The sequence below is a fragment of the Aneurinibacillus sp. Ricciae_BoGa-3 genome, assembly GCF_028421645.1.
In the GTDB taxonomy this organism is placed as follows: Bacteria; Bacillota; Bacilli; order Aneurinibacillales; family Aneurinibacillaceae; genus Aneurinibacillus_B.
In genome coordinates this window covers 1,911,211-1,934,945 of the sequence record NZ_CP116887.1, presented here as the reverse complement: position 1 = coordinate 1,934,945, position 23,735 = coordinate 1,911,211, and the positions used below count along the sequence as shown (strand labels likewise).

Annotated in this window: 20 protein-coding genes; 4 read left to right on the top strand and 16 right to left on the bottom strand. The window is 41.1% G+C overall.

The annotated features are described in order from the left end of the window. Positions 1 to 19: 19 nt before the first annotated feature. The 3 genes from PP175_RS09925 to PP175_RS09915 all read right to left on the bottom strand — a co-directional run bounded on the left by PP175_RS09925 (position 20) and on the right by PP175_RS09915 (position 2,770). Complete coding sequence (locus PP175_RS09925) at positions 20 to 796, bottom strand: hypothetical protein (RefSeq protein ID WP_272442590.1); 777 nt, start codon at positions 794 to 796, stop codon at positions 20 to 22. Between the two features lie 297 nt (positions 797 to 1,093). Further along, positions 1,094 to 1,357 (bottom strand): hypothetical protein, encoded by a 264-nt coding sequence (locus PP175_RS09920; protein WP_272442589.1) that lies wholly within the window; start codon positions 1,355 to 1,357, stop codon positions 1,094 to 1,096. 75 nt (positions 1,358 to 1,432) lie between these two features. Continuing rightward, positions 1,433 to 2,770 (bottom strand): hypothetical protein, encoded by a 1,338-nt coding sequence (locus PP175_RS09915; protein ID WP_272442588.1) that lies wholly within the window; start codon positions 2,768 to 2,770, stop codon positions 1,433 to 1,435. Positions 2,771 to 3,051: 281 nt separating this feature from the next. Between PP175_RS09915 and PP175_RS09910 the strand changes: the two genes are divergently transcribed. Next, positions 3,052 to 4,206 carry an esterase/lipase family protein gene (locus PP175_RS09910; RefSeq protein WP_272442587.1) on the top strand — a complete coding sequence of 385 codons (1,155 nt, stop codon included), beginning with the start codon at positions 3,052 to 3,054 and terminating at the stop codon, positions 4,204 to 4,206. A gap of 40 nt (positions 4,207 to 4,246) precedes the next feature. On the opposite strand, the gene PP175_RS09905 is transcribed toward PP175_RS09910, so the two are convergent. The 3 genes from PP175_RS09905 to PP175_RS09895 all read right to left on the bottom strand — a co-directional run bounded on the left by PP175_RS09905 (position 4,247) and on the right by PP175_RS09895 (position 6,530). Next, positions 4,247 to 5,215 (bottom strand): magnesium transporter CorA family protein, encoded by a 969-nt coding sequence (locus PP175_RS09905; protein WP_272442586.1) that lies wholly within the window; start codon positions 5,213 to 5,215, stop codon positions 4,247 to 4,249. 144 nt (positions 5,216 to 5,359) lie between these two features. After that, positions 5,360 to 5,713, bottom strand: coding sequence for a DUF2512 family protein (locus tag PP175_RS09900; protein WP_272442585.1), 354 nt, complete (start codon positions 5,711 to 5,713; stop codon positions 5,360 to 5,362). Positions 5,714 to 5,894: 181 nt separating this feature from the next. Then, on the bottom strand, positions 5,895 to 6,530 hold the full coding sequence (locus PP175_RS09895) for a glucosaminidase domain-containing protein (protein ID WP_272442584.1): 636 nt from the start codon (positions 6,528 to 6,530) through the stop codon (positions 5,895 to 5,897). 451 nt (positions 6,531 to 6,981) lie between these two features. On the opposite strand from PP175_RS09895, the gene PP175_RS09890 reads away from it, so the two are divergent. Further along, the gene (locus PP175_RS09890) at positions 6,982 to 7,884 is read left to right on the top strand and encodes an aldo/keto reductase (RefSeq protein WP_272442583.1); all 903 of its coding nucleotides are present in this window, start codon (positions 6,982 to 6,984) and stop codon (positions 7,882 to 7,884) included. Positions 7,885 to 8,247: 363 nt separating this feature from the next. After that, positions 8,248 to 8,442, top strand: coding sequence for a hypothetical protein (locus PP175_RS09885; protein WP_272442582.1), 195 nt, complete (start codon positions 8,248 to 8,250; stop codon positions 8,440 to 8,442). Positions 8,443 to 8,586: 144 nt separating this feature from the next. On the opposite strand, the gene PP175_RS09880 is transcribed toward PP175_RS09885, so the two are convergent. The 6 genes from PP175_RS09880 to PP175_RS09855 form a co-directional block, all read right to left on the bottom strand. After that, positions 8,587 to 9,495: a hypothetical protein gene (locus PP175_RS09880; protein ID WP_272442581.1), complete on the bottom strand. Its 909-nt coding sequence runs from the start codon at positions 9,493 to 9,495 to the stop codon at positions 8,587 to 8,589. Positions 9,496 to 9,607: 112 nt separating this feature from the next. Next, positions 9,608 to 9,958 carry a L,D-transpeptidase gene (locus PP175_RS09875; protein WP_272442580.1) on the bottom strand — a complete coding sequence of 117 codons (351 nt, stop codon included), beginning with the start codon at positions 9,956 to 9,958 and terminating at the stop codon, positions 9,608 to 9,610. 77 nt (positions 9,959 to 10,035) lie between these two features. Continuing rightward, on the bottom strand, positions 10,036 to 11,775 hold the full coding sequence (locus PP175_RS09870) for a vanadium-dependent haloperoxidase (protein ID WP_272442579.1): 1,740 nt from the start codon (positions 11,773 to 11,775) through the stop codon (positions 10,036 to 10,038). 420 nt (positions 11,776 to 12,195) lie between these two features. Then, a complete protein-coding gene (locus tag PP175_RS09865; RefSeq protein WP_272442578.1) occupies positions 12,196 to 12,975 on the bottom strand; it encodes a CsxC family protein in 780 nt (259 codons plus the stop codon). A gap of 33 nt (positions 12,976 to 13,008) precedes the next feature. After that, the gene (locus tag PP175_RS09860) at positions 13,009 to 14,850 is read right to left on the bottom strand and encodes a hypothetical protein (RefSeq protein WP_272442577.1); all 1,842 of its coding nucleotides are present in this window, start codon (positions 14,848 to 14,850) and stop codon (positions 13,009 to 13,011) included. Between the two features lie 528 nt (positions 14,851 to 15,378). Continuing rightward, positions 15,379 to 16,155, bottom strand: coding sequence for a CsxC family protein (locus PP175_RS09855; protein WP_272442576.1), 777 nt, complete (start codon positions 16,153 to 16,155; stop codon positions 15,379 to 15,381). A gap of 304 nt (positions 16,156 to 16,459) precedes the next feature. Between PP175_RS09855 and PP175_RS09850 the strand changes: the two genes are divergently transcribed. Further along, on the top strand, positions 16,460 to 17,188 hold the full coding sequence (locus tag PP175_RS09850) for a glycosyltransferase (protein WP_272442575.1): 729 nt from the start codon (positions 16,460 to 16,462) through the stop codon (positions 17,186 to 17,188). A gap of 160 nt (positions 17,189 to 17,348) precedes the next feature. Here the strand turns inward: PP175_RS09850 and PP175_RS09845 are convergent, their stop codons facing one another. The 4 genes from PP175_RS09845 to PP175_RS09830 form a co-directional block, all read right to left on the bottom strand. After that, positions 17,349 to 19,286, bottom strand: a complete 1,938-nt coding sequence (locus tag PP175_RS09845) for a glycosyltransferase (protein WP_272442574.1) — start codon at positions 19,284 to 19,286, stop codon at positions 17,349 to 17,351. 268 nt (positions 19,287 to 19,554) lie between these two features. Further along, on the bottom strand, positions 19,555 to 20,913 hold the full coding sequence (locus PP175_RS09840) for a sugar phosphate nucleotidyltransferase (RefSeq protein ID WP_272442573.1): 1,359 nt from the start codon (positions 20,911 to 20,913) through the stop codon (positions 19,555 to 19,557). 510 nt (positions 20,914 to 21,423) lie between these two features. Then, positions 21,424 to 22,476 (bottom strand): glycosyltransferase, encoded by a 1,053-nt coding sequence (locus PP175_RS09835; protein ID WP_272442572.1) that lies wholly within the window; start codon positions 22,474 to 22,476, stop codon positions 21,424 to 21,426. 104 nt (positions 22,477 to 22,580) lie between these two features. After that, positions 22,581 to 23,582, bottom strand: coding sequence for a CgeB family protein (locus PP175_RS09830; RefSeq protein WP_272442571.1), 1,002 nt, complete (start codon positions 23,580 to 23,582; stop codon positions 22,581 to 22,583). Between the last annotated feature and the right edge of the window lie 153 nt (positions 23,583 to 23,735).

The following is a 23,735-nucleotide window of genomic DNA, read 5'->3' as shown; positions in this document are numbered from 1 at the left end:
GGCCTTAATTTCGCTCGTCCTACTGGTTCTTTTGATTACCTGTGTATCCGTTATATCCGTTATATCCGTTATTTCCATTATTACCCTGTCCGCTGGCCGCACCGTTCTGACTGGCTGAATTACTTTGATTATCCGTATTCTGGTTTACACCTGAATCCTTTTGAACAGTTTTCTTGGGCCTGCGCGGTACAGTTTCCATAATGGCGGCAAGATGTTGATTTCCGTTATCTCGCAGGGATTTTGCAATTTCCTTCGGATCCGTCCCGTCCGCTACCATTTGATCAATTTTTTGCAGGTCTCCCTGCCTGATTCCATAATTGCGCAGTTGGTTTACTGTGTTTGCATCGAGCCCTTGTCCGGCCTGCGCCGTTGCAGCTGTACCCGCAGCCGCAGAACTTGCTGCGGACTGACCGCTTGCGCCTGATGCATTCGCTGCATTTCCATTATAGTTTTGGGAACTGGCGGCCCCATATCCGCCGTTGCTCTGATCGCTCCCAGAACTGGAGGCGTTGCTGTTGTTATTTATTGCTACATCCGTTTGTGCCTGATCCTTTGTTTTATCAATAGGAGTCATCGTAACCCTGTTATCTAATGTTTGTCCACTTGCCGAACTACTTTGATTGCCTGTACCCGGGAAAGACTGTGCGTTATTGGCAGATAATCCCTGCGCCTGTGAATTCGATTTCCACTTCATTATCATGGCAGTTGAAACCATTATAAGCACTAGAGCAGCTGCTCCGCCCCCAATCACCCAGAACAGCTTCCTGCTCTTCTTACGTGACGGTTGTTTTTTCATATGTATAACTTCCTTCCCTACAGTTTCTGCTGTATCTATCTTCGCATACTACAGCGACTTTTTGAAGGTCATACTTTCACATTTTCAAAAAAAGAGGACCTATTTTTTGCGCGATGAAAGAAAAAAGCCTGGCATCACCCAAGCTTACTTCCAGCCGCACCCTTTTCCTCAAAAATCCAGAAATCCCATAAGAACTTTCCTTCGGGTTTATAAAGAGGACGAATAATTTGTCCATTATGTAAAAAAAAACGGGATGGCAATCCTGCTTCCCGTTTTTTTCTATTCCAGTAGCCTTGATCATGTAGTCGCTAGAGGTAACCGGTCAGCGGACGGTGTCTGCTGGCTCATGCTTTGGCTTGTGACGGCTTGCATTAATCGCTGATTTTCCTGAAAAAGAAGAATGTAGGCTGTATACAGCTGCTGCAGCTGCAGTGCCGTCATGCTTTCCCGCTGTGCCATCTGTTCCAATTGCCGGGCAGTTTCCCTTAGCATGGCAGCATTCTGATCCTCACTATTTCGCATCATCTGAACGGTATTCTGAATCTGGAGATAATCATGCATACAGGTCCCTCCTAGTGTGCTTTCCTTGTTACTATTCCCGGCCAAGGGAAAAATAATTAGGACGGTGTTTCCTTACTATCCTTTAGGAGCCATCTTCGTATAATCGTAGGTAACAGGAGCAAACCAGGCAATCCCGACGCTCTTTCTTCCTGTGAAGTCAGCTGGACTTCGCACGATATCACTGGCTTTCAATTCTTTTGTTCCAATGAAAATGGAGGCTTTGCCTGGATCTGGGACGTAAAAAGTGATTCCTCTTACGTCATCGACTGTAACATGCTGGAAGCCAAAAATCGGGTCTTGAATGCCGTCAATGTTGATCTTCACCAAGTCCCCATTGCGCACGATATGATATTTTAAGAAATCGCGTGCCCGGTTATAGTGAAGGAGGCGACTCGTTCTGGCCACCAGGATATCCCCTTTTCTCTGATATGAAGCAAGCAGGCGAAAGGCATCTGCATTTTTTTTGTTAAAAGGAACCGCACCATTGCCGCCGCCAAAGTGCTGAGCAATCACGACAAGATGCTGTTTGTTGACCAAATCCTGTAGCCGATTGTCCGTTAACTGCAGATAAATGGCGTTGGGACCCCATGTCCAGCCTATCTTTTTATCAGCCGAATAGCGGTGGAAACCCCAAATTTTATGGCCGTCCCGCAGCGCAATCGGGAACAGCACGCTGTTCATACCAAAGGTTGAATCCCCTTTAGAGTTCCAGACATAGCGGACACCATTGTGCAGCAGCAGATCGGTATGATAAAAAGGTGAACCCGGATTATCTCCCTGCTGGTAGCTCGCAAAACCGAATTTGCTATACGCGCCGAAATTTTGCTTGTTCGCTTCATTTCCGTGGTTAATCCAAATATCAGGCGAGATTCCCTCTTCTTTCAGTGCGTCCCACGCTGCTTTGGCATACGGGCGTGTGCAAAGGGCCTGACGCTTATTGCTATGATTAAAATCTCCGTAACCGTGCATAGAGTCAATCCATCCGGCTTTCCAGTAATAAGCGATCATATCTGCATCTTTTTTACTGTGAATATCCAGCCCATTAAAAAATGTCATCACTTTAGGTGCGGTGTCTTTTTGATAGTCAACATAGTGTGGATGTGTATCATCTGTTGCATCGTATATAAAAAAGCTGTCCCCAACGTCAAGCCCCAACCCCTGACCCATCGGTGTCATTTCTTCGGTATTTAAAAAACGGTGGTACTGGACAAATTCCTGTGGGGTAGTTCCATCAATATCAGAAGCAAATGCGACCATCGACCGGTATGGATAGGGAAATTTACGCATTTCTACATTTTCAGCCGCTGAAACCTTTGGATCCGTCCATCTGACACAACCGCTAAGCAAACTTCCGCATATAATAAACAGAACAAGGGACAAAATTGCGACATGTTTTCTCTCTGTTATTCTCATCTATATAACCCCCTATACATCGAGAACTTACCCATTCTTACTGTAAGCCCATTTTATAAAACAAACATAGAGAATACATGAAGGAAAAATGAATTTTGCATGAGAGCACTTAACTACGCTTACAATTCCATGAGCCCTTTTTCTTATTTTAAAAAGGGATTGACAAAAGTAGAATAGGACTCTTTTCGGTAGGGGTAAATATAGTAAGAAGAGTGCAAACAACAGGCGGTCTACTTCGACTTGAGCGTGCGCGTGAGTGGAGCGGGACTGGAGATGATGACATGAAGAAAAACAAATCTTACACCGTTGCTGCAGAATTTGTAACAGGCAGCTATTGGGATAGAGTAGAATTGCTGGAAGGGAAGCGGCCGGAATTTACACAGGAGCGCTTTAATCCTGTAAGTATTCATAATGAAGCAGAGTTAGTGAGCCAATTTGGAACCAAAACGCCGCATTCCCGCTACGCCCTACTGCACTACAAAATCCCAAGAAAAAAATGGGCAAATAATTCGCCGGTGCTACTTGTACATGGCGCCAGCCATTATGCGAAGAAGGCGTGGCTTGGATCGGGTGCAACAGCTGGGTTAGCTCATGCTCTATATGAAGCAGATATCCCGGTGTTCGCCCTCTCTTTCGCCCATTCTCATGGTGATAACTATCTTCAAGGGCTGCAGATCGCTAATGCCCTCTCCCGCATACAGGAGATAACAGATGCCCTCAGCGTCGACATCGTATGCCACAGTAAAGGAGGGGTGCCTGCGCGCCTGTATCTCACTAATCTTCTTGAGCCATACGGTGCAGGTTACGAGGACAATCTCCGAAAGTTTATTATGCTGGGAGCGCCAAACAAAGGCGTAGATTTTCCTTTTCGTAATTTGCAGGCGAACTGGTTTGTGCTGGACAGGAAAATCAACGCCCCTGTGGCGTGCGATTCCCTGTATTTTTACGGCCGTTTTATTGACTGTCTCCACCAGTCTCTTTACAGGGATGGCGGAAATTTTCCCGGCCAATCTCAACTGCTTTACCGCTGGGATGACCAGTATCCTGTACTGGGCAGCGCGAGGACCTTATACGAAGGCGGCCAGGACTTTTACTTTCACTCCAGGGGTATTGACCTTGCGATTCAGGAGGGAGGCTCATTGATTGAACGTTTGCTCAGCCACCCCCTGCCTGAGCCTATCTCCTTGTATGCGCTGGCAGGCACCCGCAATTATTTCGGTGTCATACCAGGAGAATCTTCGGCTCCAAGCGATGGGCTGGTTTTTGTAGAAAGCGCTCTCGCTCTTGAGCAAATGGCTTCAAATCCCAAACAAATCCGTGCCCAAACCTGCCTGCCGCTGAATCATCTGGAGTTGCTCTATGACGAAAAAGCACACGGGTGGGTGTTGGACTGTCTCGCCGACAATCCGTCCCTGCAGACGGGAAGCATCGCTTAGGTACGACCCGGAATGGTTTCCGGGTCTTCCGCTTTAAGCTTTACATAAATTTTTTTCGCAGGTACCACCACATCCAAACCGCAAGCCCAATCATAAAAAACGTGATGGCAAGCGTTTCATAACCGGAATGTTGGAAAGGTATGGGAACATTCATGCCGAAAAATCCAGTGATAAACGTCAAAGGAAGCATGATGGTGGAAATAAGGGTAAGGATGTTTAATTTTTCCGTTGTCTTGGCACTCACAATGGAGTAGTAGGTGTCCAGCGCGCTATTTACCAGTTCCTTAAATGTCTCTGTTGAATCCGCAATCCGTTCCAGATGGTCCTGCAAGTCAATGTAGAACGGCAAATTCTGCTCCTGGATGGGAAAGGGATCCTGTCCGTAGCTTGGGGAGAAAATTCTTTTCTGCGGCAGAATTACGCGCCTGATCAAGATAAGCGTCCGTTTGAGCGCCAGAAACTCCTCGGTAACTTCTTCCATCCTATTGTCATACATTTCATCCTCTATCTCGTCAATCCGAATACTAATGCGATCCAGAATTGGAAAGTACTCATCTGTAATCCCATCCACGATCGAATAAAGCAGATAATCTGCACCTTTATTCATGTAGTCTTTGCTTTTAAGGCTGACTTTTGCGATCTTTCCAATGGAAAGCATGGGCCGTTTATGGATCGTAACCACATAATTCGGGCCGACAAACACATTTAGTTCTACAGTAGTGATCTCTGTATCGCTTTCTTCGTGGTAACGAAGCGCATGAAAAACAAAAAAATAGTAATCCTCATAGTTGTCAATTTTCGCCCGGGGACTATGATGCAGGCAATCTTCAATTGCAAGCGGGTGAAAATTAAAAATGTCAGCTACCATTCGCAGTTCTTGATTGCTGACATTGTATAGGTCGATCCATAGCAGATCCTCGTTCGACCGTAAAAATTCATGGACGTTGCGCAAATCCATATCATGTTCCATTTTTTGTTCGGAATGGTTGTAAAAATAGGTTTTAATCATACCGGTAACTCCCTTTAATCGATACCTCTACTCGATAACAGACAGTTCCATTTTAAAGAACAAGCATTAAGAGATGATTAAAAAACTAAGGATAAATAAAAAAAGGCCCTTTACGCTTGGTAAGAGCCATTGGCCATGCTTGCACTACGCCTCTGTAAGAATATTACGCTGCATGTATCCATGGAAATACCATTCACCGGCAGCCAGGATGAGTGAGGAAACTAAAAATACAGAAGCCGGTGTCGCATAGTTCGCAAAAACATATCGCTCCGTTAACCAAATGGTGAGATACGAAAGTGCAAAATCTGCAATGGATGCGGTTATATTTCCTGACATAGGCAAAATGCCAAGATCCCCCACAATATACGATACGATTGTAACAACAAAGCCTAATACGATGATATTCCAAACGTTCTCTCTAAACAGCAGCATTTGAATCACATAAAGAATAGCGGTTACCAATATATATTTGAGAAGAAGTGCCGTTACATGTCGCACATGTTCCCGTCCTTTCTTTATCTTGTTGTCGGCCAGAAAAATAGCCTTGCGTGTAGCTTTTTCGTTTCTGTGCTCTATTATTCCCAATATATAAATACAGGCAAAAAACTTTTATATTTGTTTGAATATCTTTAAGAAGGGGTTAAAAAAATAAACGGGCATAAGCCCGTCCATAGTTGGATTAAAATTGAAGCATTTGATTGTAAATACGCAGGATATCTTCCCCATATCCTTTTCCTGGAACAGCCCATCGGCCATTCAGGTCCTTCCAATTAGGTGCTATCCCTCTTGTCACATATTTAAATCTGGGGTCCACAAGTTTCTCTGAGGCAGGGAGGCTATGCGTACTGGCATACGCATATAAGTGCTGGATATGAGCCAGCACTCCCTGCTGCATATTTTGGAAAGAGTTACCCTTGTTTGTTTTACTGTTTCCAACCGCACCAATTCCAGCAAAATTGAATTGGTTTGATTGTACGATTCCCCCATACCGCTGATACCCGGTTTCTTTAATCATCTGACAAAAAGCTATGTCGCCTTTAATGCCGTATCTATTGCCTGTTTCTAAGTATAGTTTAGGTAAATCAGCCAGAAATTTAGGATTTATCGACCTCGCAAATGCGAGCATTTGTTGTTCAGTCGCAACAGCATGTCCTAAAATGGAGTTATTATTTTCAAGTCCCTTATAAGCTGAATAGGAAGGATAACTCTGGGAAATCCCCCCCGCATATGCAGCATTTTGATTGCTTAAAAAGAACAAAGAACTTGAGCCCATGACAGCCGCAGCAGCTACACCTAATAAAAGTTTTTTTATCATACGTATGTTTGTACATATTCCTTCTCAATTGTGAGAAGCACTTGTACCCACATCCCCCTTTCGGTTATACGGGCTTTTTGCCTAGTTATAAAATTAGCTGGCACCAATCGTTTAACAAAAGCGGTGAGCCCTAGTTTGATGGATAATCGTGTATCATTTTTTATCCGCTAAAATAATTAGACGCATTACTCTAGTAATAGTTTCTATCAGAGGTAAAAAATTCACTTAGAGGTAAATCATTCACTAGAGCCAAATATTCTTCTATTATACCTGCTACTCTACTATTTCTCTTACAATTCGTGCAGTTTTAATAGTTTTTTAAAACTTTGTTCGCCTATTTTATGTTCTTTTCGATAATTTTTATGGAGAAATCCGTCGAAGCGACGCCAGGTTGCTTTTCAGGTATAATTATATACAAAGATTTTTTGTTAATTAATAGAGAGGTGAAAAAATGGACCGAGTTAAGTTAAGTGAAAACCTGGAGTTCTCCAGATTAACCCATGGCATGTGGAGATTAGCGGAGTGGAACATGTCAGCAGATGCAACGCTGCATTTTATAGAAGAATGCTTGGAGTTGGGCATCACAACATTCGACCATGCCGACATCTATGGAAATTACAGCTGTGAAGATCTTTTCGGAACGGCACTAGCACAAAAACCTTCGCTGCGCAGCAAACTTCAGCTTGTGTCTAAGTGCGGCATCAAACTTATTTCCAGTAAGCATCCAGAACATAAGATTAAATACTACGATACAAGTAAAGAGCACATTGTCACTTCCGCTGAACAATCACTTAAGAATCTGCGGACAGACCATCTGGACCTGCTTTTAATACATAGACCGGATCCCTATATGAATCCGGAAGAAGTGGCGGAAGCCTTTACCCAGTTAAAAGAAGAAGGCAAAGTGATACATTTTGGTGTTTCAAATTTTACGCCCTCTCAATTTAACATGCTGCAATCGTATCTCGGTTTTCCTCTGGTGACCAATCAAATTGAAATTTCAGTGATGGCGATTGAGAGTTTTACCAATGGGACAATCGATCACTGCCTTGAGAAAAGAATCCCGCCTATGGCGTGGTCGCCCCTTGAAGGCGGAAAATTCTTTCATGCATCTGATGAAAGAGGGCTCCGTCTGCGCAGCACAATAGAAGCAATCGCAAAGGATTTACAGGTTGATTCCATCGATCAGATATTGTATGCCTGGCTGCTGAATCACCCGGCTAGAATCATCCCTATTGTAGGCTCCGGAAATATCGATCGAGTTCGAAGTGCCGTCAAATCCGCAGACATTCAGCTTTCCAGACAGCAGTGGTTTGAGATTCTGCAGAGCACAACCGGCAAAGCAGTCGAGTGAAGAAGATTTACATTTTTCGGGGGGCAAGCTTGCAGCCGCCTCCCGGATTGTGTTGATTGCATTGTTCTCGGCATTATTTTTTGAATTTTTCGTCTAATATGTCGAAAAGATGGTATAAAACAAAAGTAAACAGAATATAAAACAATGTAACCCAAAAACCGACCACCGCATATGTTAAAAATATAGAAAAAGGTGGTAAGAAGGTAATACAACTTTTACACCCGGACAACAGCTGGACCTCACGAACCTACATACTATATAACTAGCCAGAATGATTCTCTCCTTCACTATCCATGCTTTTTGTTGAATTTCAACGGGACCGCTAAAAATTGAATGGATAATTTCATAAAGGGGTTGATTCGCGTGATGAAACTTGTCGTACTGGATGATCAACTGTTAGAAAAGCTGGCCACATATTATTCACATCCGTTTGTCCAGATGAATATGCCATGGGTAAAAGAAATGGGATTTGACGCTTTTGTGAATAAGGAGCTCGAGCGTCTGCAGCAGAAGTGCAAGACAACATTGGAAAAGTCCACTTCTTTACAGGTTGTCTAGTGACAAGAAAAGGGAACAGCTGTTTTTGAAAGGCGGAAATCGTTGCCGTACAGTTGGCGATTTTTCCGCCTCTTTTTTGCATACGGCATCATTTGATAGCACTGCATGGTCCGCACTATCAGCTATTACGCTGCATAGCGATCATTATGTTTTATTTCCCCCTTTGATTAGCTTGTAAAGATTGTTTAAAGCTGCGGCAAGAACTTCAATCGTTACGGGCTCTCCCGGTTTATGGTCACTTGTAAAGATGCCAGTGGTTCGGGCTGCGTTAATTTCCCGAATGCGCCAGTCTTCTGGAACAGGCTGCGGTGTTGAATTTACGATCTGTATTCGGTTTTGCTCAATCGCATTTAACTGTTCAGGACTGGCCTCATCCCAATCCCACCAGGAAACATGTCTAAAACCGTTTGATTTACAGAGCTGAACAAACTTAGCCATATCAGAAGGTTTAGCTGTGAGATAGCTCTGGCCTGTAGGCGCAATAGGTTTGTTGTATTTTTTGTAGGAAGTAACAGATGAAAGAAAAGCCACTTCAACCGGCCACTTCATCTCATCCCAATAAATTTGCGGCATAAGAACATCAACATACTTGGCGTATTCAGCAAAAGGTACTTCATCGGTGTGATAATCCGCAATCGCAAAAGATGACAAGCCCGTTACGGTATGGGGATGTTTGGCCCGATAAGCTTGCAGGAATTGGGTAACCTGTGCACCTTTCCCTTTGATTTCAGTTTCCGCATCGAAAACGATCCAGTCAGCCCCGGCTCCAATTGCCTGCGTACAGGCGTCAACTTCACACAAAGGATCGGTTAGGTATTGATAAATCCAGCCACCCACCGTTATGCCAGCGGCCTTTAGCGGCCCTGCATACTTCTTAAAATAATCCATAAAACGCTGGCTTACCTGATCATTGGCAAGCGAACCATTCGCGAATTTAATAATAACACCATCTATTCCTCTCTGTTTGCACGCTGTAATGAGCTGATTCACATCACCGCCGTAGATGTTCCAGGGTTGCCATATCCAGACATGCGTTCCCTCATAAACGGTCATTTTTCTTCCTCCCAGCCTTAAGATTTAACAGGGCGATTTAATCACCCCGCCCTATTATCCCTTGCTCTGAATGATTTCAGGGAAATAAATGAGAAAAACATCGCGGGCCATGTTATGAGGTAATCGTTACAACGGTTCCGATCGGAACTATTTTCGAAAGCGCAAGTACATCTTCATTATACATTCGTATACATCCTTTAGAGACATACTTGCCGATTGACCACGGAGCATTTGTCCCATGGATTCCGTAATGCGGGAGGCTCAGCCCCATCCACATGGCACCAAATGGTCCCCCGGGGTTGGGTGCTTTATTGATAATCGTAAAAACCCCTGTAGGTGTTGCGGTCACCATTTTGCCCACACCTACGGGATAGGTACGGATGACCTGGCCATCTTTCAACAGGTAAAGTTCCCTCTTGCTCACAGATACGGTAATTGAATACACTTGACCACCCTCTATCATGGTAGTGAAACTCACCCACCAAATCAATTTGGAAGGGGAATGCGTGGCTTATTTGCCTCACATTAGGATATTTCCTGTTATATTCTTATGGTAGTACCATCAAATTTGGTAAGAGAGAACCCGAAAAATTTTTCATTGTAAGTCGCCCTGTAATCCCGAATGATTCCGATAGCGACTGCTTCACCTATCTTTAGGCCAATGTAACCGTCAGAGCGCCAGTGAACGCCAGCCGCATCCCGGCCAAGAGCGATGTTAGAGGCAAGTTTATTCAATTCTCCGCCTATCGTTAAAGAAGATTCAGTGTAAGGAAGCAATGAGCGACCATCGGAACTTGCTACAACAGGACTCTGAATCATATACGATTCATTAAAAAATGCTTTCAGCATGGTGACCCCTGCTCCTACCATGCAGGCATGGCCAGCAGGATAGGCAGGATGGGTGGGGCACCCTTCCGGATATGCCTGAGGCAGCAGATATGTGTGATACTTGCTGTACACGTTCAAAATTGCCTGCGAATGAAGCAATTCTGTATTAATGGGATAATTGGCAGCTCGCGTTAAAACGTTATGCACACGCCCTCCAAACTCTTCAGGCCTCAACCTGCGATGGACCAAAAATTTCTGAAACCATGCGGCCTCTAACGCTACCCGGGCTGCCTTAGCTACCAAATCGAGAATATGCGGGGCACCAAAAGTAATGAATCCTGCCTGCGTTCGTGAACGCAGATAAGGATTGGCCGGGTCTAGTGCAGCATCTCCAAAGCTGAAAAGAATTAGACAAGCACAAAGTATCGATTGATAATTAAAATCACGATGAACATATTCGCCTAAATCCCGATTACTTCGGATATAACGAGGGATAGGATCGAATACATTTTTCGTAGTTGGGGCCAATCCGTTTTGGATATTCAACCATTCGTGATAGGAAGTCATATGGTCAACACCAGCCACTGTGGTGCGATACTGTTGGATAATTGTGGTTGCGCCAAAAGGAATATCCTTCGCCAGAAACTGGGAGATATATGGACCCACAAGGTCACCGGGAGTTATTCCGCGAAATAAGGTACCTGGGGTTACAACTCCCTTGACTTTTGGTCCTGCGAAAATAGAAAACGTCGATAAATCAGCCGCAGCCTGCCGAATCAACTGATTGTTGTCGTATTCTAGGAATGGAACATCACGGGTCAGCGCCTGCCAGTACAGTTCAGCCATCTCCCCTGCTTCCCGGTTGCTGCTGAAGGAAGGGGGTGCAGCGATACCAATGTGATGGCTATCAGGGCCCGCCAGATCAAAGGCATAAGCGGCTTGTGGATTGCTAAGTTTAACAACCCCACCTAAAGGTATCGACTCAAAATCGTCTGGATTAGCTGTCTTTAACGAATGAATCCAAGCATGATATGCTTTCAGATTAACTTCACCCAATGAATTATGTGGCAATCCTTTAGAATAGTTCGCAATTTTATTTATGAAATATTTTTCATCGCCGTTACATGGATGCCTCATAAGCGGAAGAGTCTGTTGGAATTTTGCTGCTCTCTGCCGAACCAGATATGCCTCTTGCCGGCGCACTCGTGCATTAACAGGTCCGAGTACGCAGCCTTTCCTAGGCTTTATATTCCTATTTGCCTTTTGATGACGTACAAGTGCGTTTACAAGTTTAGGTACAGAACCTTTTCGACGTTTTATATTCCCACTTGCTTTTTGACGGCGCACAAGTGCATTTGCAGGTGCCAGTACGCAACCTCCCCTGCGCTTTAAATTGCCGTTAGCCTTCTTTCTTGGAATACCTCTTTTTGGAGGCAATCGTTTTTTTTTCATTTTATTTTTCCTTTCGAATGTGATGCTATCTCTTGAAATTTTCCATTTCTAAAGTCGTGTCTATGTTTTTTTCTTATTCCTACTATATTGCGTCACCGTTTGATTAGCTTGGACTCTTTACCTAGGTCATGAACTTTTTTGGTAGTTTCCGGCCTTAACGCTTATTGAACACAGTGACTCTTGGTTTCTTGTCCATACCGCACTCCCTTACTACCAGGAACATTCCGTAAGGGCACTCCGATATAGACAAGCGAAAATACCCATTGTCAGAGAACACTGGGTATTGTTAGCACAACTATAAATTTGGGTGTCATCCTAGGACACCTTTATCTTGTTCAACATACAATATTCCATGGTACATTAATTTTTTTCACATAATAGTTGGGGACGCTTCACCGCCATGAAGCGTTACCCAGCACGTTATTCTTCCTCACATTCAAAGAAATTTCCAGGGACGCGAACTTGCTGATTTTGCAGCACTTTGAGTGTGAGTTCTAGAATCATTTTCTCTGAGAGTTGTGTAAAAGTTCCTTCCTCTATTCTGGTAATTCCAGTCGTTCCAGTTATAGGCATACGGTTCAATGATTCATCCCATTCTGTAATATCCGCGCTGACTAATTCACAGAATACCATTTCGTTGAAAAATTCACTACTTTCCTGATGGAATTGTGAAAGGTCGGTAGACATCAACTCATCTTTTTCAGGGAAACCAATGCCCCCACTAAGAGGTTTAGAAACTAAGAAATCAAATTCTTTACGTTTATTGAACTTGGGCATTAAAGGTTTGGCTAAAAACTTATGAATCGGTGTCACGCACTCGAACGGAACATCCACGGTTAAAGAGTTTATAGTCGATAAGAGTTCAGTAGTCATGGTTGATGGCGTAGGCGGAAGTTCAACCATTGGATTCGCAGCGTATTGGATATTCTTGCGGACAAATCCAGCAATAAAAAGTTTGTTCGTTGGCAATAAGAGACGGCACTGCGTTACTTTTACACGTTTCTTTATTTTCTTAATCTCGAGAACATTTTGCCCCATTGGAAAGTCAATTCTCGCGTGCATATCAATTTGTACATCCAGTTCTGCTAACACGACAGGGACCTTAATGATAACGTCACTTTTGACATGGGTTGGTTCTACAGGTGTGCTCTTGCATTCCGGCTGAGTAGTTGAAGCTGGGTTAAATGGCGTTGAAGACATTTTACTTACTCCCCCTTTAATGGTTAACGATCCTTAACTGCAAACATCAACGAGTTGATATTGTAAAATATTAAAAGACAACGTGGCATTAAGTTGGATACATATTTGTTTCTCTGATTGTATATGCTCAGTAGAGACGACTCGTGTCAGGCGTAAATTGGATATCGAGTGTTCAGAATGAGAAATGATCTGTTCGCGATGAATCATGCTTTCTTGTTCATCATAACTCGGTTTGAAGTTATATTCCCGTTTGTGACATTCAACAGGCAAATTAGGTGGGTATAAAAACTCTACTTTTATGACTTTTTTCCACGGGATATTCACTGTGATCATATTCAAATCTCCTGGAACGTCGTTAGTCGTGTACTGAATGTCAGCTATAAGTACGCCCTTGGCAAAAAAATGCCCGGTAGAGATAAGTAGTTGACTGGTTCCAATGCGGACACGCCAATTCACATCGACAATGGATGCAATCGATTGACGGATATCTATATTTCTTACTAAATCTACATCGATGTCCGGCTGAGCAATTAACACCGGCACCTCGATTTTGGGTCTTCTATAATTATCAATATGTGGTGGGTCTCCTGTTTTGATAGGGGAATGGTTAGGATTCCCCGAAAATGGACTATCTTCAAATCCTTCTGGTTCCATTAATAAATTATTAGAGTTCTGCAGCATCTCTGTATTTTGTACTGGCTCTTTATCTATACCGAATTTATTTTTGTTTTCTGCGTCTTCGTCTTCGTTGACCAAATCTTTTTGCACAAAATGGTTACTTTCTTCTTGTACGTATTCTTCATCGGCTTCAAGTTCTGCTTCAAATAACCTTAACTGTGCTTCGAAAAGATCATTCTCATCATCTTCTGGGTTCCCGTGATCAATTACCGGCTCTGCTCCGGTAATGAACGACTTTTCATCTTTTGAGGAGGCTGCATCCATGGTAAACTCTGGTTCGGGGAAATCACTCTTTTCGCGTTCCAGGTCCTGCTCAACCTCGGCTGGCTCCTCTTCAATCAAAGCGCACTTTTCGTCATCTGAGCACTGACTGTCCACGTTAAACTCTAGTTCATTGAAATGGCTTTTTTCGTCTTCCAGGTCCTGTTCAACTTTAGCTGACTCTTCTTCAATCAAAGCGCACTTTTCGTCATCTGAGCACTGACTGTCCACGTTAAACTCTAGTTCGGGGAAATCGCTCTTTTCGTCTTCCAGGTCTTGTTCAACGTCGGCTGTCTCCTCTTCAATCAAAGCGCACTTTTCTTCTTCTGAGCACTCACCGTCCATGTTAAACTCTAGTTCATTGAAATGGCTTTTTTCGTCTTCCAGGTCCTGCTCAACGTCGGCTGTCTCCTCTTCAATCAAAGCGCACTTTTCTTCTTTAGAGCACTCACTGTCCACGTTAAACTCTAGTTCGGGGAAATCGCTTTTTTCGTCTTCGAGGTCCTGTTCAACTTTAGCTGATTCCTCTTCAATCAGAGCGCACTTTTCGTCTTCTGAGCACTCACTGTCCACGTTAAACTCTAGTTCCGTGAAATCGCTCTTTTCGTGTTCCAACTCTTGTTCAACGTCAACTGGGTCAGCTCCCATTAATAATGGTGCGTCTTCCGGTATATATTCAACATCCGTATCAGTTTCGATCATCAATCGTTTTTCATCTATCGGACCGTGATAGTGATTTGTTTCTTCTTTCATAAGAGTTTTTTTTTCGACATCTGTGTAGTCAGTATATGGAGAGGATTCCGCTGTGAAAAGAAACCTCTCGGCGCTTTCTTGGTTTACAAAGTCCTCAAACGGTTCGTCTCTAATAAAATCTCTTTCATCTTCTGAATATTTATCATTTTCTTCCAGAATATCCTTAACTATGACCATGTTCATACCCGGTAATGCTGCTGAAGAAATTTTTTTCTTACTCTTTTTTTTCGCCGTGGCCGCTTAGGGTATGGACTTTCTTTTATGAAGTTCTGTATTAAAAAAGGCATATCAAATGGATTTTTATCCTTAAGGTTCATAGGTTTAATGGAATTGAGAAATGAGGCTCCTCATATCTCTTCGTTCCTGTTCCCCCCTTTCTAATGGCATGGAGTCTTTTTCAATACTCCTTTCTATGTGAATGCCTATACTTTAAGATATAATCAAAACCTTAAACAGGTTCTCCTTCCTTAAAAAATAGGCCTTCAATTAAATACTAGATGAACCTTAAATTGCTCAGTCTGGGCTGTCTTCTGTGCTAATACCTACTATCCAACATATAAACTGACTCTTTAATATGTTCTTTAAACCTAAAAAATGGGCTTTTAAGTAAATGCGGTATCAGCAAACTTTAAAAACGGCACTCATAAAAAAGGGCTAATCTCAAGTCATAAAGATGACTTGAGATTAGCCCATTGTAAACGAGTGAGCTATTTACGGTGTTGCCATGAAGCGTACTTGTTGATTTTGCAGCACTTTCAGTGTGAGATCTAAGACCATTTTCTCTGACATCTGCGTAAAGGTTCCTTCCTCTACTGCAATGATACCTGTCGTTCCTGGTATAGGCACACGGTTCAATGATTCATCCCATTCAGTAATATCAGCACTGATAAGTTCTACAAATACCTGTTCATTAAAAAACTCTGTACTTTCCTGGTGGAACTGGGAAAGATCTGTTGACATTAAGGTATCTTTTTCAGGGAATCCCGTGCCAAGAGGTCTGGAAACCAGGAAGTCAAATTCATTGCGGGTATTTAAAAACGGGCCAACTGGTGGAGTTAAGAAACTGGTAATAGGAGCCACGCAGTCGAAAGGAACATCTACGGTTAAAGAGTTTATAGTCGATAAGAGTTCAGTAGTCATGGTTAATGGTGTAGGTGGAAGTTCAACCATTGGATTCGCAGCGTACTGAATATTTTTACGTACAAATCCAGAAAGAAATAGTTTTGGTGTACCGATTCCTGTTCTAGGTTGAATAAGACGAGCTTGCGTTACTTTCGTACGTTTTTTAATTGTTTTTACTTCCAGAACATTCTGGCCCATCGGAAAAGTGATTAAAGCGTGCATGGGTACTTGCACGGATACTTCCGCTAAAACGACTGGCACTTTAACCGTTGGCGTGCCGGTAGTAATAACGGGTGTGGGTGTTACAGGGGTTGCCACACATTCACCAATTGCGGTGTTTTGTGCGTTAAATGGGGTTGATGACATTTATTTATTCCTCCTTACTCTTGATGCTTTATTCTATGTAATTAGTCAATTCTAGATTGGACATTCGTCCAATTTTCATCAGGAAATCTTAAAATCAAACGAATGCCTATCCCTCTTACTCCTTGCCACATCAAAGGCCTTTTTCCAAGTTAATAACAAAATCCGCTTAAAAATCATAAAATAGCATGTGATTATCAGATGGACCGCTAAAACTCTTTGATCAAAATTATTGTGTTAGGAAAGAGTCGATCATAATGTACCTTGATCAGCAGCAAATCAAACAAATGGAAGATGGTGGGCAACCATGAGCAATAATTGTTCTGAAGATATAAAAATTTTATTAGGTGCACCTGTAAGAGACAGGGGCTGGATCCTACCGCGGTTTATAAAACATATACAGAATTCCGATTTAACAGGGATTGCGTTAGATACCTTATTTATTGCAAATGATTGTGTTGACGATACGATACCTCTTCTAAAAGGAGCAGGGTTCCATGTAATGGAATACAACAATCTACCCGGAAGAACAGCTGGTTCGGTCCGCGGACAATATAGCTATTCCCACTTGGCCAATCTACGTAATATATTGGTGGAGGAGTTTCTTAAAACAGACAATGAATATTTGCTATCCATCGATACGGATATTTTAGTCCCGCCATTTGGAATTCAAAAACTGGCAAAGGATAACTTGGATATATGTTCAATGCTGCTTTGTAATCAAAAAGGAACGATTGGAAGTCGGGCACACAATATTATGTATCTGGATAAAAAGAGATCAACTTTTTACCATATCTTTCGCTGGAATGAAGGTGAAGTCATACAGGTTGATTTAACAGGTGCTGTATATCTCATTCATCGCCGGGTGTTTGAATCAGGTGTTAGATATTCTAACTATGCCTGGGGAGAAAATGTACCGGAGGATATCATCTTTTGTAAACAAGCTAAAGAAAGAGGATTTAAAATGTATTGTGATACTTCCCTTAAACCTGTTCATGTTATGGAAGCAGGTATTGAATTGATTGGCGGGTGTTGAGGCTCAGTCGAATAACCGCTATCAAATCACGCAAGCACAAACGATTCCAGCCCCCATCGCTAAAGGGGACTCTAACTGTATAGATGCCAGGCAAAAACAAAAGGGCCAGCTTAAACCCCATAAGCTGGCCTCAGTTTCTGTGGTTTACGAAAACACTCCATCAAAGTTTCATTTGACGAATTCGATCTTGGAACCCATCCCAACTGCATTCCTTTTCGATAAATTTAAGCCCCTTCTCCCTAGCATAATTCCATATGGCTTCATTGTTATAACAATGAATAACCTTATTGGCAAAATCAACAGAATCCCTACCAATTAATTCTTGATCCGCTATTCCCAATTGACTTGCTATTAAGGGTGACACGATAGCAGGAAGTCCGAACGAGAAACATTCGAGCATTTTTAACGGTATTCCCGCAGCATATCTCACCGGGGCAATAAAAATTCTACACTCGTTGTAATAATCCCGTATTTTATTGGTAGTACCTGTCACAATAATATTATTTGAAGATAAGTTTTGAATAGAGGGCAGTTGATTGGTTCCTACAATCCAAAGCTTTGCTCCAGTCTGGTCCAATATTGTGGGGTAGATATTTTGAACAAAATACAAAATCGCATCTGAATTAGGAGTAGGGTCAAATAAAAATGTTCCTACGAATAAAATATCTAATCTTTGATGAAATGAGTTTGGCGTTGGGTCTGCCTCAACAGTATGACTTAATATTTGTACATTTTTGGAACAATATTCTTGTATGGTTTTCTTTTCACTCTCTGAAACTGCAACCACAATGTCGGCATGGTTCATCAAGGATATCTCTTCCTTAACCATGCTAATTTTCTGTTCATCCGACAAATAGTTACCGTGGACTTCATTCATTAATATTGTCCTGTTTGAATAAATCGCTTCTGCATCATAAACGACTTTTTGCTGAGGATTGATTCCTTTTATAATACCGATTATCGCTTTCATATTATGTGGTCGGCTTATCCAAATCACATCATAATAACGACTACGTTCAAAATAAAAAGATTGAAAATTCAGCCTTATATCTCCAGAAACCACTTCTATTCCTTCTTGTTGCAAAATGTTCGTATAAGGTTCTCTTTTTTCGGGGAAAATAAGCGGGAATAACGTAACAGAGAAGTTTAGTTTGGCAAGGCATTCTAATATCCTAAAACTTCTCGGATATCCTGCCCCCAATTCTATAGCAGGGATCCTATCTTCTACAAATAAAATTCTTTTTCGCTTGGATCCACGACGCTCTTTTGCAAACAAAACATTTTTAGCACTTGCAGGGTAAAATGAACTAAGTTTATTTTTCCATTTATTTAAAAATTTAATTCTATTAATTGCCATTAATTGACTGGCCATATTCTGTGAACTGCTGCCATACTCGTGGTGAATGACTACTGCAGATGGTTGAAACATGACTTTATAACCTTGTTCCCTTATTTTCATACATAGATCTACATCTTCATAATAGGCCGGCAAAAAGCGTTCATCAAATTTACCAACAAGCTGGAAGAGCTCCCTTTTTACCAATAAACAAGCTCCAGAACAATAATCAACTTCTCTTTCAAAAGAATATTCCGGTTTGTTCGGATGATCTCCTCTTCCATAACCCAAACAACTACCGTCATTCCAAATAATACAACCTGCTTCTTGTAACTTTCCATCTGGGAAAATTAATTTTGCGCCCACTGCGCCACAATCAGTATTTTTTTCTCCGGATTTCAAAAGGGAAGATAAAAGGTAAGGCTTTATTTCAGCATCATTATTTAAAAATAAAATCCAATGTGCATTTGAATATTCTACAGCTGTATTACAGGCATTTAAGAAGCCTACATTTTTTTCATTTTTGATTAAGTGTATATTTTTTACCTTCTGTAATAATACGGGGGTTGAATCGGTTGATGCATTATCTACAATAATCAGTTCAAATGGAACATCAGCATAATCTAAAATGCTTTGTAGGCATCGATAAGTATAGTCCGCTTTATTATGAAGTACAATAATAATTGATATAAATGGTTTTTCATAATGTGGAAACGTTAGAAGGGAATTGGTATCACATATAAATTCGTCAAGTGTTCTCAACAAAGCATCGCCCCTTTATCTTCAATATGAATAGGGGTGAATGAATTTGCATAGTATCACCCCATAGCAGTAGACAACGTAGCTTATGTTTTGTTGGAACTATGATTTCCTATGAAGCGAAGCCAGAAACTGTGGGAAGGCCAAAAAATTTGGTTTTTTCTTATTTTATCTTGTATAACAAGTTATTATTCCTTTTTTTATCAACTTTTAAGTAGATTTAAGCTTACAAATAATTTTCGATGTTCACTACAAACAGATTTTGAGCATATCAAATATGATTTAATAACTCTTCCCAAATCATATATATTCGAACAATATCACTTTCTATCAATTCACTTCCGCTCTGTACTTCAATGAATTCGATGTCAGTATTGGCTTTAATCCCATGCTTGGCTCCGCGCGGGATCTGCAGCACATCACCAGCCTTCACTTTAGACAACTTATCATTGAGGACAAATTCACCTTCCCCACTAATAATAGTCCAAACTTCGCTTCGCTTAAAATGTAGTTGATAACTTAAATTTCTTCCTGCTTTTACCCGAATACGTTTTGTTAGGACTTCATTCCCATTATCAAACTTTGTATAGTCTAAAACCCGGTACCATCCCCAACGTCTTTCTTCGTACATCGGTCTCTGATCAAATTGTACAACTTCTTTTACTCTAGGACTTTCATTTTTGTCAGTAACTAGAATACCGTCTGGACTAGCAGCAACAACGATATCCGACAGCCCTAACACTGCTACAGGAATATCTAATTCGTTCACGATATGAGTATTTCCGCAGTCCCTGCTTAAGATGCCTTTTCCCATTATCTTCGTACCCATTTCTTCCGTTAATGTGTTCCATGTGCCAAGATCTTTCCAATAGCTGTTGTATGGAAGTACAACAATTTTTGTACATTTCTCTACAACCTCATGATCAAAGCTTATGTTTGGTAATTTATTATACTGCTTAATTAACTCATGATATTGAGTTGGAAGGCCTCTTTCAACTAAAAAAGAAATGATTTTTTCTAATTTAAACGCAAAAATACCGCAATTCCAAAATGCCCCTTGTTTAATGAGCTCTTCAGCCATTAATTGAGTAGGCTTCTCTTGAAAATGACTTACGCTTAAAAAGTCCATATTTTTCTTCTCTTTTTGGGGAACAATATATCCATATTTCTCGGAAGGAAAGGTTGGATTAACTCCAATCAGAGCAAGGTCTGCGTTTGAACACATAACTACTTTTTCCAATTTTTTGACATTTTCAAAAAAATTATCTTCCACGTAAGAGTCTACAGGTAGCACAACTAGGGTTTCCTGCAAACTCACACCTTGAATAGAATGGAGATATACTGCTGATAATGCAATGGCCGGAAATGTGTCTCTTCTTTCAGGTTCTATACTTAAAGGCACTGTATGTCCTAATTGACTTTGTATCATATCAACCTGAGATTTACTAGTTGCAATTATTGCGTATTGGGCAAGGTCAACTGATGTTAGTTGCCTCCAGACACGCTGAACCATAGACTCTCTTTCATTATTGTTGTTTTGTAGTACCCTTAAAAATTGTTTGGAACGAGCATCATTTGAAATTGGCCATAGGCGTTTTCCTGAACCACCAGATAATAAGACAAGTTTCATATTACCCACCTTTTAATGTAAATGGTTTTTTCTTTCCAGCGTTGCTTTCAGCCATTTAAAAGCATATAAAGTTGTATGGATAAAGAAATCGCTTGAGTGCATTTTCCAATTTTTTATATCTTTTAACCCTACCCTATTCGGATTTTGTTTTACTCGTCACGGCAGAAAACCATAACTAAAGATCTTTTTTAAATTGTTCCATTTGGTTTTCAGGAACGCATGCATAACTTGTAAGAAGACTGCGTTTGGAGCAGGAGCCAAAAAAAAAAGCCAACGGCTATGTTAACATTTAGTACTTATATCCAATATTTGCTCGAATATAAAAAACAACAGCGTTTATCGGTAATCGATAAAGCGCGGCTCCGTTGTTCATCTCGGCTTTTAATTTTGTTTTTGAATACCTTTTGTTAAACGTTTGCCATTCTCTTAGATAGCTACCACGCTCCATTATTGGTACATTTAAGAAAACAAACAAACTTAACAGGATGGTACGAGACAAGGTGACTGCTACTAAATCAACCCCATTGTTTTAAGCTTTGTTTTGACGACGAGCTTGGCGTCATAGTGTGACCTTATTTTGTTGGAACCATTGATGCCAATCTGCATTGCTTGGTGAAAATTGTTCTTAATCCATTGTAGTATCTCGTTTAAGGTTCTGTTTTCGTTAATTTCAATATAATCCAGACCGCTGGCAAGCACATATCGATCCTGACGAGGATTTGTCGTAACCAAAACGCATCCCGTTGACATGGCATCAGCTGCCGCGGTAGTTGGAAATCCATCGAATGCGTCATGATCCTGTGTGCTGCAGCTAATAAATACGTGAGAAGACTGATAAATAGGCATGATCTGTTCAGGTTGTAATACTCCGTGAAAGGTGTAGTTATTGTTGGTTAATAAATGTAAATAACCCTCCCAATTACCGATAATATGAAGATGAAAACTATTATCAAGCTGATTAAAGGCATTTGCCATAAGAGGGAAATTTTTACGAATACCTTGATGGGCTGAAAAAACTAATTGTATTGGTCTGACATCCTGTTTTCGAGTATATGCATAAAAATCCTTATTAATCATACCCGGGACATATATGCTGTTGGGATATAGGGTACGTATTTCTTGAATGTTAGTAAATATACTGGAAAAATATTTATCTAATTGAAGTAAATTAATTGGAGTGGTGGGAGCCAATCCACCACCCGGATACAGTGTTGTATGCAGCTTAATGTTTTGAACTTGAATAAACGGCCATATGTTTAAGAGGGGATTAGAGCCAGGTACTATAGTACCGTCAGAAAGTTGAGTTCGACCAATGAGGCTGACAGCCAGATTCAAAAAAACATTGTAAACATCGGTTACTCTTCCTGACAAAGCCAATGGAATAAAGTCCGAAAAATTGTATATGTGAGTTGGAAACTCATCCGTGTGTGGATTTGTTGCAAAAAATAAAGTATCTGGGCGTTGCCGAAAAATTTCTTGGTTTTCCCAGTATCTGAACCCGCTTAGTTTCCATGGGAAAACAGTATCAATGACAGCCAATCTTCGGTTTTCTACCAATCCCATGTTACCAACCCCTTTCTTTGTGATTTCTATCAATGCTGTATCCTGCAGGTATTCCATTTTACAAATGACAGCTGTCTCACCAATGTATCCTCCTACATAACAAACTATAAAAATACCCGTGTTAACAGCTCCTTTAATCTTTTCGAATAAGTATGCTCATTTAAAGTTCGATTAAGTCCTCTTAATGCGATTGCATTTCTTTCCTTCTCATGGCGCAGATAATAATCAATCTTTTCAATTAGTTCCGAAGGTGATGAATAAGTTTCCAATTCCTTTCTGGGTAAATAACAACTCGGTAATTCTTGACGAACATCGGTTAATTGAAACGCACCGCAAGCGGAAATTTCGAAAGTACGTGGATTGATTGAATAAGCAAGTAACTTTCTGCTGTTCTTACTGAATAAAGTATCATCATCGTACGCACGATGGTTATTAATTACTATTTTTGATGTATTTATGAGATGTGCTGATTGTTCCGGAGATAACACTTCAAGGCGAATTTTATCCGAGAGCAAATGATAGTTTTGTAGGCGATGCCAATCAGGACCAACGATCAGTGTTTTTTTAGTGGATAAATAAGGAGCTATTTGATCGAATAAAGAGATCCTGTTATTCCATGCCGTCCCCAAAAAACAAACATCTGTATTAAAAGAATGATCTTGCCTGTGATAATGAAATACTCGAGTATTTACAGCAAGCGGTAAATAATGAACTCGAAAACATCCGTATGCATGATAGAAAGAAACACAACTTAACTCTTGTGTAAATACGAAATCATAGTGAGGCGCAAACTGTATGGTTACATCTGTATAATAAGGATCATCGGTAAACCATACTGCCGTTTTAATCCCCATTGAGCGAATAGCACTTACCTGGTCAATATGAAACGTGTCTCCTAATAATACAAGGACAAGGTCTGGTTTTAATTGGGCAACATAGCTGAGGGGATTTTGGTCAACCTGGGCTGTATATACCTCCTTTACCAGACTTCGAAGACCCTCAATAATACCTTCACTAATGACTTTATATGTTCCTCCATGCATGGGAGGTATATAAAGTACTCTTTTGTTCGAAAAATCTACACCCGATACAGCGATGGTGTCCACCCTCTATCTTTTTTGTGTGTTTTAGTTTTTTGTAAATTCCTGTATTATTTATTACTATATGTTTGTGAATTGCCAAATGAAACATTTTTAAACAACCACTTTCTTACCTTAGACCTCATTAAAACAAATTCAAAATTAGCCATTTATTTGAGA

Bases quoted from the DNA above. Each gene is read 5' to 3' on its own strand.
- PP175_RS09925 (WP_272442590.1), bottom strand. From the start codon at position 796: ATGAAAAAACAACCGTCACGTAAGAAGAGCAGGAAGCTGTTCTGGGTG.
- PP175_RS09920 (WP_272442589.1), bottom strand. From the start codon at position 1,357: ATGCATGATTATCTCCAGATTCAGAATACCGTTCAGATGATGCGAAAT.
- PP175_RS09915 (WP_272442588.1), bottom strand. From the start codon at position 2,770: ATGAGAATAACAGAGAGAAAACATGTCGCAATTTTGTCCCTTGTTCTG.
- PP175_RS09910 (WP_272442587.1), top strand. From the start codon at position 3,052: ATGAAGAAAAACAAATCTTACACCGTTGCTGCAGAATTTGTAACAGGC.
- PP175_RS09905 (WP_272442586.1), bottom strand. From the start codon at position 5,215: ATGATTAAAACCTATTTTTACAACCATTCCGAACAAAAAATGGAACAT.
- PP175_RS09895 (WP_272442584.1), bottom strand. From the start codon at position 6,530: ATGATAAAAAAACTTTTATTAGGTGTAGCTGCTGCGGCTGTCATGGGC.
- PP175_RS09890 (WP_272442583.1), top strand. From the start codon at position 6,982: ATGGACCGAGTTAAGTTAAGTGAAAACCTGGAGTTCTCCAGATTAACC.
- PP175_RS09880 (WP_272442581.1), bottom strand. From the start codon at position 9,495: ATGACCGTTTATGAGGGAACGCATGTCTGGATATGGCAACCCTGGAAC.
- PP175_RS09875 (WP_272442580.1), bottom strand. From the start codon at position 9,958: ATGATAGAGGGTGGTCAAGTGTATTCAATTACCGTATCTGTGAGCAAG.
- PP175_RS09870 (WP_272442579.1), bottom strand. From the start codon at position 11,775: ATGAAAAAAAAACGATTGCCTCCAAAAAGAGGTATTCCAAGAAAGAAG.
- PP175_RS09865 (WP_272442578.1), bottom strand. From the start codon at position 12,975: ATGTCTTCAACGCCATTTAACCCAGCTTCAACTACTCAGCCGGAATGC.
- PP175_RS09860 (WP_272442577.1), bottom strand. From the start codon at position 14,850: ATGAACATGGTCATAGTTAAGGATATTCTGGAAGAAAATGATAAATAT.
- PP175_RS09855 (WP_272442576.1), bottom strand. From the start codon at position 16,155: ATGTCATCAACCCCATTTAACGCACAAAACACCGCAATTGGTGAATGT.
- PP175_RS09850 (WP_272442575.1), top strand. From the start codon at position 16,460: ATGAGCAATAATTGTTCTGAAGATATAAAAATTTTATTAGGTGCACCT.
- PP175_RS09840 (WP_272442573.1), bottom strand. From the start codon at position 20,913: ATGAAACTTGTCTTATTATCTGGTGGTTCAGGAAAACGCCTATGGCCA.
- PP175_RS09835 (WP_272442572.1), bottom strand. From the start codon at position 22,476: ATGGGATTGGTAGAAAACCGAAGATTGGCTGTCATTGATACTGTTTTC.